This is a genomic window from Streptomyces sp. 5-10 (genome assembly GCF_014712245.1).
Classification (GTDB): domain Bacteria; phylum Actinomycetota; class Actinomycetes; order Streptomycetales; family Streptomycetaceae; genus Streptomyces; species Streptomyces violaceusniger.
Genome location: NZ_JACVYG010000050.1, coordinates 49,486 through 61,796, shown reverse-complemented (window position 1 = coordinate 61,796; position 12,311 = coordinate 49,486). Strand labels below are relative to the sequence as shown.

The 12,311-nt window shown below is 70.6% G+C and carries 10 protein-coding genes; 4 read left to right on the top strand and 6 right to left on the bottom strand.

What is annotated here, in order from left to right; all coding sequences use genetic code 11:
* The first annotated feature begins 180 nt into the window (after positions 1–180).
* Together IEJ02_RS37895 and IEJ02_RS37890 are read left to right on the top strand one after the other, a co-directional pair.
* Entirely contained in the window at positions 181–837 is a 657-nt protein-coding gene (locus IEJ02_RS37895) for a thioesterase II family protein (protein ID WP_191068940.1), read from the top strand.
* Positions 838–894: 57 nt separating this feature from the next.
* Positions 895–2,304 carry a class I adenylate-forming enzyme family protein gene (locus tag IEJ02_RS37890; protein WP_191068939.1) on the top strand — a complete coding sequence of 470 codons (1,410 nt, stop codon included), beginning with the start codon at positions 895–897 and terminating at the stop codon, positions 2,302–2,304.
* A 59-nt stretch (positions 2,305–2,363) separates the two neighbouring features.
* Here IEJ02_RS37890 and IEJ02_RS37885 read toward each other — a convergent pair whose 3' ends face one another.
* Complete coding sequence (locus IEJ02_RS37885) at positions 2,364–4,022, bottom strand: flavin monoamine oxidase family protein (RefSeq protein WP_191068938.1); 1,659 nt, start codon at positions 4,020–4,022, stop codon at positions 2,364–2,366.
* Positions 4,023–4,057: 35 nt separating this feature from the next.
* A complete protein-coding gene (locus IEJ02_RS37880) occupies positions 4,058–6,871 on the bottom strand; it encodes a helix-turn-helix transcriptional regulator (protein ID WP_191068937.1) in 2,814 nt (937 codons plus the stop codon).
* 640 nt (positions 6,872–7,511) lie between these two features.
* Here IEJ02_RS37880 and IEJ02_RS37875 point away from each other — a divergent pair.
* Both IEJ02_RS37875 and IEJ02_RS37870 read left to right on the top strand, forming a co-directional pair.
* Entirely contained in the window at positions 7,512–8,561 is a 1,050-nt protein-coding gene (locus IEJ02_RS37875; protein ID WP_317986020.1) for a sulfotransferase, read from the top strand.
* Between the two features lie 222 nt (positions 8,562–8,783).
* Positions 8,784–9,719, top strand: a complete 936-nt coding sequence (locus IEJ02_RS37870) for a LysR family transcriptional regulator (protein WP_191068935.1) — start codon at positions 8,784–8,786, stop codon at positions 9,717–9,719.
* A 132-nt stretch (positions 9,720–9,851) separates the two neighbouring features.
* Here IEJ02_RS37870 and crcB (IEJ02_RS37865) read toward each other — a convergent pair whose 3' ends face one another.
* The 4 genes from crcB (IEJ02_RS37865) to IEJ02_RS37850 all read right to left on the bottom strand — a co-directional run bounded on the left by crcB (IEJ02_RS37865) (position 9,852) and on the right by IEJ02_RS37850 (position 12,214).
* Complete coding sequence (gene crcB / locus IEJ02_RS37865; RefSeq protein ID WP_137977995.1) at positions 9,852–10,226, bottom strand: fluoride efflux transporter CrcB; 375 nt, start codon at positions 10,224–10,226, stop codon at positions 9,852–9,854.
* Positions 10,223–10,558 (bottom strand): DUF190 domain-containing protein, encoded by a 336-nt coding sequence (locus tag IEJ02_RS37860; RefSeq protein WP_191068934.1) that lies wholly within the window; start codon positions 10,556–10,558, stop codon positions 10,223–10,225. Before IEJ02_RS37860 ends, crcB (IEJ02_RS37865) begins: the two co-directional genes overlap by 4 nt.
* Complete coding sequence (crcB, locus tag IEJ02_RS37855) at positions 10,555–11,058, bottom strand: fluoride efflux transporter CrcB (RefSeq protein WP_191068933.1); 504 nt, start codon at positions 11,056–11,058, stop codon at positions 10,555–10,557. Before crcB (IEJ02_RS37855) ends, IEJ02_RS37860 begins: the two co-directional genes overlap by 4 nt.
* 64 nt (positions 11,059–11,122) lie before the next feature.
* A complete protein-coding gene (locus tag IEJ02_RS37850) occupies positions 11,123–12,214 on the bottom strand; it encodes a polyprenyl synthetase family protein (protein ID WP_191068932.1) in 1,092 nt (363 codons plus the stop codon).
* Between the last annotated feature and the right edge of the window lie 97 nt (positions 12,215–12,311).

Below are 12,311 nucleotides of genomic sequence, written 5' to 3'. Positions count from 1 at the left end.
GTCCCGCGCCACGTCGGGACGGGCGCGGTACCCGCATATAGCGCGTACCTCGAATAGCGGTTACTAGGGGTTGTGGCCCGGGAGAAGGGCTCATAGCCTCACGGAGTCAGCATCTCGGACGAGCGTGGTCGACGCGCCCCACCGTGCACTCGTGCCCGGCCCCTCAGTGCAATCGCGGGGATGTACTCCTTGAGCCAGATCAAGCCCGATGATGTGGGCCTTATTCGGATATTGCAAACGGAGACTCCGAGCAGTTTCCGGCTGATCTGTTTCCCGGAATCCGCCCACTCCACCGCGTACTACCTCTCACTGTCCGAGCTTCTGCTGCCCACGGTGGAGGTTCTGGCGATCCAGTACCCCCTGTATGTCGGGCTCGAGGACGACGAGCGGCTGACCGATTCCGCCGACCTCGTGGACCGTATCTTCGGTGCGCTGGGGGAGTGGATGGACCGCCCGCTGGCCTTCTTCGGCCACCGGGCCGGCGCCGACCTCGCCTACCGCGTCGCCGAGCGCCTGGAGCGGGAGACCGGGACGCCGCTGCTGACCCTGTTCGTCTCCGGCCGGACCGCGCACTGGGGCATGACCCTGGGGCCCCCGGTGCTCGGCTGCCGGATCGTCGCCCTCGCCGGTGAGGGCGACCCCAAGACCCCGCTGCGCGGCGTACGGGCCTGGCGGCGGCGGACGAGCGGACGATTCGACCTCGAGGTGTTTCCCGGTTCCCGCTACTACCTCGACTCGAGCCGGAGAGAGGTCGTCAACCTGGTGCACGACCAGCTGCTCTCCCACGTCCCCGTCGACGCCGAGTGGGAAGCCGGCGCCGAAGACCAGGGAGCCTAGGGGGGACCCGCCCAGGGCTGCCCGTACTCCTGAGCGAAAAGGAAAAGAGTACGTTCGATGACCGCGAAGATCTACGCGCTCGACTCGGTGCAGACCCTGGCCGACTTCGAGCTGGACGCGCTGCGCGTCGCCGATGTGATCCGCGAGCACGGGGTGACCCACGGCGACCGCGTCATCTTCAAGGCGGGCAACTCCGCCGCCTACGTGAGCGTACTGTTCGCGCTCATGCACGTGGGAGCCTCCATCGTCCTGATCGACCAGCAGGAGCACCCGGACGAGACCCGGCGGATAGCGCGGCGCACCGGCGCCGCGATCGCCCTCGTGGACGACGACGCCCCGATCCACGACGACATCCGTACGGTGAACCTCTACGAGCTGATCGCCCCGGCCGCCGGGCGCCCGCTCACCACCCGGGAGCTGGACTTCGACGCCTGGGCCGACCGGCGCGACGGCCTGATCATGTGGACCTCCGGCTCCACCGGCGAGCCCAAGGGCGCGGTGAAGTCCGGCCGAAAGTTCCTCACCAACCTGGAGCGCAACGCGGCCCAGGTCGGGCACCGGCCGGACGACGTACTGCTGCCGCTGCTGCCCTTCGCCCACCAGTACGGGCTGTCCATGGTGCTCATCGCCTGGCTCACCCGCTGCTCACTGGTGATCGCCCCGTACAAGCGCCTGGACCGGGCGGTCCAGATGGCCGGACGGACCGGCGCCACGGTGATCGACGCCACCCCGTCCAGCTACCGCACCATGCTCAACCTGGTCGGCCGGAAGCCGTCGCTGCGGGCCCAGTTGGAGGGCGTCCGGATGTTCTGCTCGGGCGCCGCGCCGCTGGACGGCGCGCTCTCCGAGCGCTACGTGGCCGAATTCGGGCTGCCGCTGCTGGACAGCTACGGCAGCACCGAGCTGGGCAACATCGCCTTCGCCACCCTGGAGAACCCGGTCTCCTGCGGCCGGGCCATGGACGGCATCAAGCTGCGCGTCATCGACGAGGACGGCCACCCGGCCGCCCCCGGTCAGGCCGGCGAGATCGAGGTCGACACCCCGGACGCGCTCGAGGGCCACCTCGCCGCGGACGGCACCATCGACGCCGTGCCCACCGGCTGGCAGTCCACCGGCGACCTCGGCTACCTCGACGGAGACGACAACCTCTTCGTCCTGGGGCGGAAGTTCGCGGTGCACCGCTCCGGCTACACGCTCTACCCCGAGCTGATCGAGCGGAAGGCGGCCCTCGCCGAGATCTCCACCCGCATCGTGCCGCTGCCCGACGAGCGCCGCGCCGGTGACGAGCAGCTGGTCTTCTTCGTGGAGGACGAGGAGCTGCGGGACGCCAAGCACTGGCGGGAGCGGCTCTGCCAGGTGCTCCCGGTCTACGAACAGCCCAACCGGGTCGAGGTGCTGGAGAACTTCCCGCTCAACCGCAACGGCAAGCCGGACAAGCGCCGGCTCGAGCAGATCGCGCGGGGCTGAACATGACAGGGGGAGCCGACGGCGCGCGGCGGCTCCCCCTGTGCGTGCGGCCGTGGCCGTCAGTCGTACGGAAGCTCCAGCGGCGCGAAGTCGTCGAAGAGATCACCGGGGCCGGGGTTGTCCGGATGGGTGGTGCCGCCGAGGTGGTGGAGCACGCCCCACACCGCGTTCAGCGCCGTGGTCACCGCTCCCTCGGCGAAGCCGGCGGTCCAGGAGACATCGTCCCCGCACAGGAAGAAGCCTTGCTGCCGCGGGTCCATCCCGTCCTGCATGAACTGGGTGAACAGCCGCCGCTGATAGCGGTAGTGGCCGGGCAGATTGTTCTTGAAGGCCCCCATGAAGCGGGGCTCGGTCTCCCAGGTGACGGTCAGCGGCCCCGCGATGATGTGCGACCGGATGTCCACATCCGGGTAGATCGCGGCCAGCTTGGTCAGCAGTGTCTCCAGCCGCTCCTCGGCCGAGAGCGTGGCGACCTTCAGCGAGTCGTCGTTCCAGGTGTACGACAGGCACATCACCGCGGGCCGGTCGGGCCCGTCGTCGAACAGATAGACCCCGCGCGGCATCCGGTCGGTGAGCGTCATGCTCATCGCGTCCTGGCCGGTCGCCGGGTCGGCGTCCCGCCAGAACGGCCGGTCGACCAGGACGAACAGCTTGGACGCGCCCATGTAGTGGGTGCGCTCCACCGCCGTCCACAGCGGAGTGGACAGCAGCGTGGGATCGCAGTCGACCCGGTTCAGCAGCGTCCACACATGCGGGCTGTAGATCACCGCGGGGAACTCGCGCTCCTCGCCGCTCTCGTCCGTCACCCGGATGCCGTCGGCGGTCCGCCGCAGCCGGGTGACCGCGGGGCGCGGCCGGCCGCCGTGCAGCGAGGCCAGCGAGGTGCCTCGCGGCCAGTGCGCCAGGGTTTCGGGCCGGTGCTCCCACAGCCCGTTCGGCACCTGGGAGGAGCCGCCGACGATGCCGACCTGGTTGTCGTCGGCCTCGGTGACCACGACGCGCAGGATCTCCAGCACCGAGTTGGGGAAGTCGGTGTCCCAGCCGCCGGTGCCGAAGCCCACCTGGCCGAAGATCTCCCGGTGGCGGAACGACTGGAAGGTGGGGGAGGTGGCGAGGAAGCCGTAGAAGGACTGGTCGTCGAACTCCTTGACCAGCGAGTTCCATACGGTCTTCAGCGTGCTGACGTCCCGCCGCTGGATGGCGTCCCGCAGCGTGGCCAGGTCGGCCCGCTCCTGGAGCGCCTTGTCCCAGGCGTCGGCGACCTCCTGGTAGACCTCCGGCAACTCGTCGGCGGTGCGCGCCCGGTCCTGGCCGCCGTTCAGGTCGATCAGCGTGCTCGCGGTGGCGGGTGCCAAAGGATTAGGGAAAGGACGAGTGGACAGGCCCAGCAGATCGATGTAGTGGAACAGCGATCGCGCAGCGACGGGAAAGCGCATGGCGCCCATCTCCGCCTTGTATTCCGGATTACCGGGGAACGGCGTGGAGCGCATCCGGCCGCCCAGTTGCTCCGCTTCATAAAGAACTGGGGAAAGCCCTAGTCGTAGCAGCTCGTAGGCCGCGGTCAGTCCGGACATCCCGCCGCCGATGACGGCGACTTCGGTGCCGTGCAAAGCGGCAGGCAGGGCGCCCAGACCCGCGGGATGGGACAGCCATCTGTCATAGGAAAAGGGGAAATCCGGCACGAGCATGGTCGTGGCGGACGCGGTGGCGCACGTCATGGCATCAACCTCGTTGGGGCCGAGCGGCTTCGCGGTCAGGCGGTATAAGCGACATCGAAATCCAGGCTCGCGGGCAGTTCTCGGCGCTGGCTGATGTTGATCTTCCGGTAGACACGGGTCAGGTGTTGTTCCACCGTGGAGATCGTGATGAAAAGCTTAGCGGCGATCTCGCGGTTGGTGTAGCCGGAAGCTGCTAGTGCTGCCACTCGACTTTCTGCGTCGGAGAGTTCGGAAAAGGCGGCAGTATCCTCTCCGGTACGGGCCGCCTCCGACAGGGCCGAACGGGCCGGAGTGCGCTGAAGCGAACGGGACAGCTCCTCGGCGCCACAGCTGTCCGCGAGCCGCAGGGCCCGACGGGTCATCAGCCGGCTGGTGTCCAGATCGCCGAGCTGCTTGTGCGCCTCCGCCAGATCCGCCAGCGCCCGCGCCATCTCGTACCAGCCGCCGCTCGCCTGGAGCACCCCCACCGCCTGCTGGAGCAGCGCGACGCGCTCGTGTCGCGGCCGGGTGGCGGCCAGGATCCGCAGCGCGGCGCCCCGGGTGCGCGAGGAGGACTCCCCGGCCAGCTCCAGCTGCTCCTCCGCCAGCCGCGCCGCCCGCTCCTGGCCGCCGAGCGTCAGCCAGGTCTCGGCGGCGCCGAGCCGCCAGGTCAGGGTGGCGGGGGAGTCCAGGCCCCAGTCGGCCATCTTCTCGCCGCAGGCGCGGAAGTCGGTGAGGGCCGCGTGCTGGCGGCCGGTGGCCAGCTGGTGCCGGGCCCGTGCGTAGAGGTAGTGCAGCCCGAAGCGGTTGCGGTACATCTCGTCCGGCACCGGGCGGGCGAGCAGTTCGGCCGCCGCGTCATGGTTGCCCATCGCGGTGTGCGCGTTGATCAGCATCCCCAGCGGCATGCCGACGGTGACGCCCCAGCCGCGCGCCGGAAGCTCCTCCAGCGCCCGCTCCGCGTACCGGACCGTGTCCCGCAACCGCCCCACGCGCAGCGCGATCTGGGCCCGCAGCACGCAGAAGTAGGCCAGCAGCGCCTTGGCGCCGCGCTCCGAGGTCTCCTCGATCAGCCGGTCGCACCAGGTGGTGGCGGTGGCGTGGCGGTCGGCGTACACCAGCGTCTGGAGCGCGGCGTGCACCGTCAGCATCGTCCGGTCCGAGAGCCGGACGGTCTCCAGCACCCGCTCCGCGGCCCGCACCGCCCGCTCGTCGACCCCGCGGCTCAGCACGGTCCGCAGCGCGCGGAACGCGGTCAGGTGGGGCGACTCCGGGGTCTGGTCCGGGGACAGCGGAGCGTCCCACGGGCCGTCCGCCTCCTCGTCCTCCTGGTCCAGGAAGGGCCGCAGTTCGGGGTGGTCGGGGTAGGTGGAGGACAGCGCGAGCCGGATGGCGCGCAGACCGGTGTCCAGCTCGGTGCCCGGGTGCTCGGCGGCGGCCCGGCTGACCTGTTCCAGCGCGGCGGCCGCCTCGTCCATCCGGCCAAGCCCCAGCAGCCCGATGACGACCGGGATGGTCTCCGGCGCGGGCAGCAGCCCGCTGCCCGCCGGACCGGCCAGCGACTGCAGCCGCCGCATCTGGGACAGCGGGTTGAACGGCCACATGGCCTGCACCATGGTGGCCTGGAGCCGCAGCGCCTCGCGCTCGTCGGTGGTGTAACGGTCGGCCATCTGGAGGCAGTTCATCGCCAGTTCCCTGCGGTCCGCGGCGATGGCGTGCACGGCCGCGTCGCACAGCGCCTGCGTGATCCACTCCTCGACCGGCCCGGGCGCCTCGTGGCTGAGCAGATGGCGGGCCACGTCGATGGGGTCGGCGCCCTCCTCGTACAGCAGCCGGGCCGCCCGGTGGTGCAGCGGGCCGAGCTCGTGCGGCTCCAGGTCGTCCAGGAGCACGGTGCGCACCGCGTCGCTGCGGAACCGCCCGCCGTGCAGGATCCCGACCTCGGTGAGCAGCGCGACGGACTGCCGGACCAGCCGCTCCTCGACCTCGATCAGCCTGCTCAGCAGGGGAACGGACGTGGCGTCACCCAGCAGCGCGATCCCGTGGGCCACCCGGCGGTGGGTCGGGCCGCCGCGGTAGACGCAGGACAGCGCCGCCTGCCGGAACAGCTCCCCGGCCACCGGGGCGTCCGTGCCGGGCGCGGGGTCGAGGGGGCCGCGGGTGAGGCGGGAGAACCGGTCGTCCAGCAGACCGCGCAGCAGCAGCAGATTGCCGCCGGTCATCTCGTGGTACGCGGCGGCGTGCCGCCCGGCCTCCTCGGTGCCCAACTCCTCGGTCAGCAGCGTGGAGACGCCCGCGACGGTGAGCGGCGCGAGCCGGACGTGGCACACCTTCGGCTCGTGCAGCAGCTCGTCCAGGGTGGTGGCGGCGGGGCCGGTCAGCGACCCGCGGCTCACCACGACGGACAGCGCCTCCGAGCGGCAGCGGCGGATGCCGTACGCCAGGCAGCGCAGCGACGGCAGATCGGCGAACTGGACGTCGTCGATGGCGATCAACACGGGGGCGTCGCCGGTCAGTTCGTCGAGGGTGCGGTGGAAGTCCTGGAGCAGCGGGAGCTCGGCCTGGTCCGGGCCGTTCGGGTCGCGGAGCGCCTCGAGGCCGGGGCGCGGCCGGGAGCGCTGCAAATGGGCCGGCATGCCCTGGTAGAGCTGCTCGAGCACGGCGTAGGGGAATTTCTGCTCCGAGGCGGAGGCGACCGCGGGCAGCACCCGGACGCCGCGGCCGCCCGCCGTATCCGTCACGGTGTGCAGAAGTGCGGTCTTTCCTGATGTCACGGCGCCGCTGATAACGGCGAGCCGGCTTCCCTCGCGGGCGCCCTCGAAGAGGAGCCGATTGAGCCGGGCTATCTCCTGATCGCGCTCCACCAACACGTACGAAACACCTTCCCCGATTTTCCGTGTGCGCAGGGGTCTTGAAAGCGAATCACCGTGCATGGCGCACCTGGTAATGCATCGTCCCCCGAGAGTTGAAAATACCGTGCCGCTGTTCGGGTCCCCTATCCCTTCCGTTGCTGCACCCTGTGCGGCGGCACCGCTGCTCTGCGTCATGTCGCGTGTTCCCCCGCCCCACCCGGCCAGGTGGGGCATGTCAACCCAGGATCATGGGTATGGGGTGGATGCGCACTCTAGCAGTGCCGTTGGTACGAAAAGATGACCGTCTCGTCACGGGAGAAACTGTTCGATTACGGTTTCGTCCCGGGAGCCGAGTTGTGAAGTCCGGAGCCGACTCTCAGATCGGGCTCCGTGCCTGGTAGTTGAGGGGTTCCTGGCGGTAACACCCTTGTCGGATGTGAAAGTTGCGCAAAAGTGTAGGAAGCAGCTGAACCTTGAGTTCCCCCTCTCGCATCCCGTTGTGTGTGTTTCCCCTGTTCCGTGGTCGGAGTCATCGTCGCCCCAGGCATCCATTAGCATCGCCGCGGCCATCGAATCGACCGCGGTGTGTCATGGGCCACTATGGGAACGGCCACTAGGGAAGCGACTAGCTAGTTGCCCGAGCGAGAAACGGGAGGAAGTGCGCGTGGTCAACCAGAAGTTGACATTTGTCGTCGGCACCGGTCGGTGTGGTTCGACGGCTCTGTCTCAGATCATCAATATTCATCCGGATGTTCTCAGCATCAATGAATTGTTCGCCAGCATTCCCGACGCGGAGGTGCTGGACGAGGCCCCGCTGAGCGGTTCGGAATTCTGGGGATTCCTGTCCCGGCCCAATGCGGTCACCAATAGCATGATCAAAAATGGCGCCATCCCGCCCGAGTTCCTCTACCACAGGATGCCCAAGCGGCGGTTCGACGCGGAGACCACCGGTATCCCGGCCATCAGCGTCATGGTGCTGCCCCATCTGACCGACGACCCCGACACGCTCTTCGACGAGTTGGCGGCCGAGGTCACCACCTGGCCCACCCGCCGTCCGGCGGACCACTGGACGGCCCTCTTCGCCACCCTCGGCGCACGGTTCGGCAACCCCGAAGCCGTCGTCGAGCGCACCGGCCTGTCCATCGGCCGCGTACCCGAGATGCACCGCGCCTTCCCCGAGGCCCGGTTCGTGCACCTCTACCGTCAGGGCCCCGACTGTGCCGTCTCGATGAGCCGTCACTTCAGCTTCCGGATGATCCCGATGCTGTGGGAGATGGCCACCCACTGCGGCCTTGAGACCCCGAGGCAGCTGACGCCGCAGCACGCGGCCCAGCTCCCGCCCGACCTCGCCCCGCTGCTGAGCGACGCTTACGACCCGGCGCTGGTGTGGGACCGTCCCATCCCGATCGACACGTTCGGCACCCTGTGGTCCGAGACGATCATCGACGGTCTGAAGAAGCTGGACGGGGTCCCGGCGGAGCAGCGCACCGCGCTGTCGTACGAGACCCTGCTGGAGGAGCCGGAGAAGGAGCTGATCCGGCTCGCCGAGTTCATCGGGGTGGAACCGCACCGCGACTGGCTGGACGCGTCCATCGCCCACCTCGACGGTGGCCGGCCGGGCGCGGCGAGCAAGCTGGCCGAGGACGAGCTCACCTCGCTGCTGGAATCCTGTAGCCCGGGGATGCGGGCGCTGGCCGTCCACCAGTAGGGCGCACGTCGTCATGTCGTCATCCGGCGACGGCCGCCCTCCTGGAGGCCGGTCGCCGGGTGGCGCCCCGCGTCTCCGGGGTCGCCGAGGGAGCATTGCCGGGTTCGCCGCCCGAGGGAGCTTCGCCGAGTTCTCCGCACCGGAGGAGCTTCCCCGAGAGGGGCCGATACGTTTGGGGCACGCTGTGGCGAGACGTCCATAGCCGGTGCCTATCATCGTGGTGTGCAGTTGCATCAGCTGCGTTATTTCGCCACCGTCGCGGAGACCCGGCACTTCACCCGCGCCGCGGAGCTCCTGCATGTCGCCCAGCCCTCGCTGTCCCAGCAGATCCGCGCCCTCGAACGGGAGCTGGGAGCCGATCTCTTCCACCGGGCGCGCGGCAACATCGCCCTCACCGACGCGGGCGAGGCACTGCTGCCACTGGCCCGCCAGATCCTCGCCGACACCGAGACCGCGCACCGCGAGGTCCAGGAGGTCGCCCAGCTGCGGCGCGGCCGGGTGCGGCTGGGGGCCACGCCGAGCCTGTGCGCCAGCTTCGTCCCCGATGTGCTGCGCCGCTTCCACGACGAGTTCCCGGGCATCGAGCTGATCGTCGACGAGGGCGGTTCCCAGGACCTGGTCCGCACGCTCTCCGCGGGCGAGCTGGACCTCGCGCTGATCATCACCCCGGTGCTCGGCCAGGCCCCCGCCCTCGCCGCCACCGAGCTGTTGCGGGAGGAGCTGGTGGTGGCCTCCTCGCCCGCGTCCCCGCCGCCCACCCGGCGCCGGCGGATCCAGGTCGAGGAGCTGCGGGACCGCCCGATGGTGATGTTCCGGCGCGGCTACGACCTGCGGGAATTCACCACGGCGGCCTGCCGGGCGGCCGGTTTCGAGCCGTCCTTCACGGTCGAGGGCGGCGAGATGGACGCGGTGCTGGGGTTCGTTAGGGCCGGGCTCGGCATCGCCGTACTGCCGGGGATGGTGGCGGCCCGGTCCGGGCTGCGGATCACGCCGTTCGCGGGCCACGACATGCGGCGCACCATCGCCGTCGCCCACCGTAAGGACGTCGCGCCGCCCCGGGCCGCGCGGGAGCTGCGCCGGGTGATGCTGGAGCATCTGCGGACGGCGGCCGCGGGGGAGTTCGGCCTGCCGCCGAACACAACGCGGTTGCTGCCGTAGCGGGGTGGGGAGGGGAGAGCGGTCAGGGCGGTGCGCGCGGTAAGGACGGCACGAGCGGTGCGGGCGGCGTGCGCGTGGGGGCGGTGCGCGCGGTAAGGGCGGCGTGCGCCTAAGGCCGCTGGGGGTTGGTGATCAGCCCCAGATCGCGTGGGCCAGCCCCACACCCGCGAAGGCGGCGCCCACCCCGACCACCAGACTCAAGCCCACGTTCGCCACGGCGAAGAGCCGGGCGCCCTCCTCGGCCAGCCGCAGGGTCTCGTACGAGAACGTCGAATACGTCGTCAGCGCCCCGCACAGCCCCGTGCCCAGCAGCAGTTGCAGCCGCTGGGACGCCGCACCCTCCGCCGCCGCGCCGGTCAGCAGGCCCAGCACCAGACAGCCCACCATGTTGACCAGGAACGTGCCCCAGGGGAACACCGAGTCGTGCCGTGTCTGCACCGCGCGGTCGGTCAGATAGCGCAGCGGGGCGCCGACCATCCCGCCCGCGATCACCAGCAGCCAGTTCACCGGGTCTGCCCCCGGGGGTGCACGATCTCGACCGGGTCGACCACCACGAGGCCGTCACCCACGATCTCCTCCAGCTCGGGCAGGAAGGACCGCACACGCTCCTCCGTATCGATGATCACGACGGCCATGGGCAGATCCTCGCCGAGCGACAGCAGCCGCGAGGTGTGGATCAGGGACGAGGAGCCGTACCCCTCGACACCGCGGAAGACGCTCGCCCCCGCGAGCCCCGCGCGGTGGGCGCGGTGCACGATCTCGGCGGACAGCGGTTTGCGGTGCCAGGTGTCGTTCTCGCCGATGAAGACGGTCAGCCGCAGCGCGGGCTCGCCGGTCACCGGGCCGCCCTCCCACCGACGCCGCCGTACCCGCCGAGGACGCGCCGGGTCGCCGCCACGGCCGCCCCCACGGCCGCCATCGCCACCACGAGCGTCCCCACCAGATAGCCGAAGGCGATCGCGATACGGCCGTCCTGGACCAGCCGGGTGAAGTCCACGGCGTACGTCGAGAAGGTGGTGAAGCCGCCGAGCACACCGGTGCCGAAGAAGGGCCGCACCAGCCGGTGGGCCGTCCACATCTCGGTGATCAGCACCAGGAAGACGCCGATGATCGCGCAGCCGACGGCGTTGACCAGCAGGATCGTCCAGGGGAAGGCGCTGGACGGGGTCGGCCACAGCAGCGACGCGCCATAGCGGGCCGTCGCCCCGAGCGCGCCGCCCACCGCCACCACACCCACCACGGGACCCTGCCCCCGCCACGGGCTGTGCCGGGCGGGCGGGGCCGGGCCGGTATCGGGGTCGATGGGCTCGTCCACCACATCTGACCGTGAGCTGCCCATAGGGCTCAGATTACGTCGTACCGCGGACACCGGCCGACCGGGGCGCTCAGTGATCCCGGGGTGCTCAGTGATCCCGGCGCGCCACGAAGTCGCACAGCGCGTGCAGCGCCCGGGTCGCCGGGCCGTCCGGCAGTCGGTTCGCCGCGGCCCGGGCGCGCAGCAGCCGGGCGTGCATCACCGTGCGCGCCTCCGCCAGCGCCCCGCAGCGGTGCAGCAGCGCGACGGCCCTCGGCAGCCCGGCGCCCTCCGGGCCCGCGGTGGCGGCGGTCAGCAGCGTCCGCAACTCACCCGCTTCCGGCCGCTCGTCGGCCAGCGCCAGCAGCACCGGGAGGCTGGCGACCCCGATCGCGAGGTCCTTGCCCTGCTCCTTGCCGGAGACCTCGGAGGTGGAGGTGATGTCGAGGATGTCGTCGGCTATCTGGAACCCGATGCCCAGATGGTCTCCGTACTCGGCGAGCGTCTGGACGACATGCTCCGGGGCGCCCGTCCGGACCGCCCCCAGTTGCAGCGCCATGGCGAAGAGCGCGGCCGTCTTCCCGGCCACCACGGTGAAGTAGTGGGAGAGCGGATCGTCGTCGTCCGAGGGGCCGACGAGTTCCCGTATCTGGCCCATGATCAGCCGATTGGTGACCTTGGACTGCAACCGTATGGTCTCCGGGCCGAGTTCCGCGGCGAGCTGGGCCGCCTTCGACAGCAGCCAATTGCCCGCGAGGACGGCGGTGGCGTTGCCCCAGCGGGCGTTGACGCTGGGGACTCCGCGCCGGGTGCGGGCCTGGTCCATGACGTCGTCGTGGTAGAGCGAGGCGACATGCACCAGCTCGGCGAGGGCGGCGGCCTCCACGGCGGGGGACGGGCCGGCGGCGGGCGGGTCCGCGATGACCGGCCCGGCGGCGGACGGGTCAGTGCCGAACGGGGCGCGCCGGCCGAACTCCGCGCCCACCAGCGCCAGGAGCGGGCGCAGCCGCTTGCCGCCACGGCCGAAGAGATGCCCGGCGACTTCGGCGACACGAGGGTCCTGGGCCTCGGCGGCGAGAGCGCGCAGCCGCTCCTCCGAGGCGTCCATTCCGCGTTCCAGCCGGGCCGTGAGCGCGGGGTCGCCGATGGTGAGCTCCATGGCCATGGAGCCCCTGGGCTCGGTTCTGGCGGACGCGACCATGCCGCGGACCGTAAGCGAGGGGCATCCCGGAACGCGGAATTCCGTCAGGAAGGTGCCATTTTCCGTGTCCCGTTCCGTGTCCCAGGCTTTTCCCCAG

Bases quoted from the DNA above. Each gene is read 5' to 3' on its own strand.
- IEJ02_RS37885 (WP_191068938.1), bottom strand. From the start codon at position 4,022: ATGACGTGCGCCACCGCGTCCGCCACGACCATGCTCGTGCCGGATTTC.
- IEJ02_RS37895 (WP_191068940.1), top strand. From the start codon at position 181: ATGTACTCCTTGAGCCAGATCAAGCCCGATGATGTGGGCCTTATTCGG.
- crcB (WP_191068933.1), bottom strand. From the start codon at position 11,058: ATGGGCAGCTCACGGTCAGATGTGGTGGACGAGCCCATCGACCCCGAT.
- IEJ02_RS37890 (WP_191068939.1), top strand. From the start codon at position 895: ATGACCGCGAAGATCTACGCGCTCGACTCGGTGCAGACCCTGGCCGAC.
- IEJ02_RS37850 (WP_191068932.1), bottom strand. From the start codon at position 12,214: ATGGTCGCGTCCGCCAGAACCGAGCCCAGGGGCTCCATGGCCATGGAG.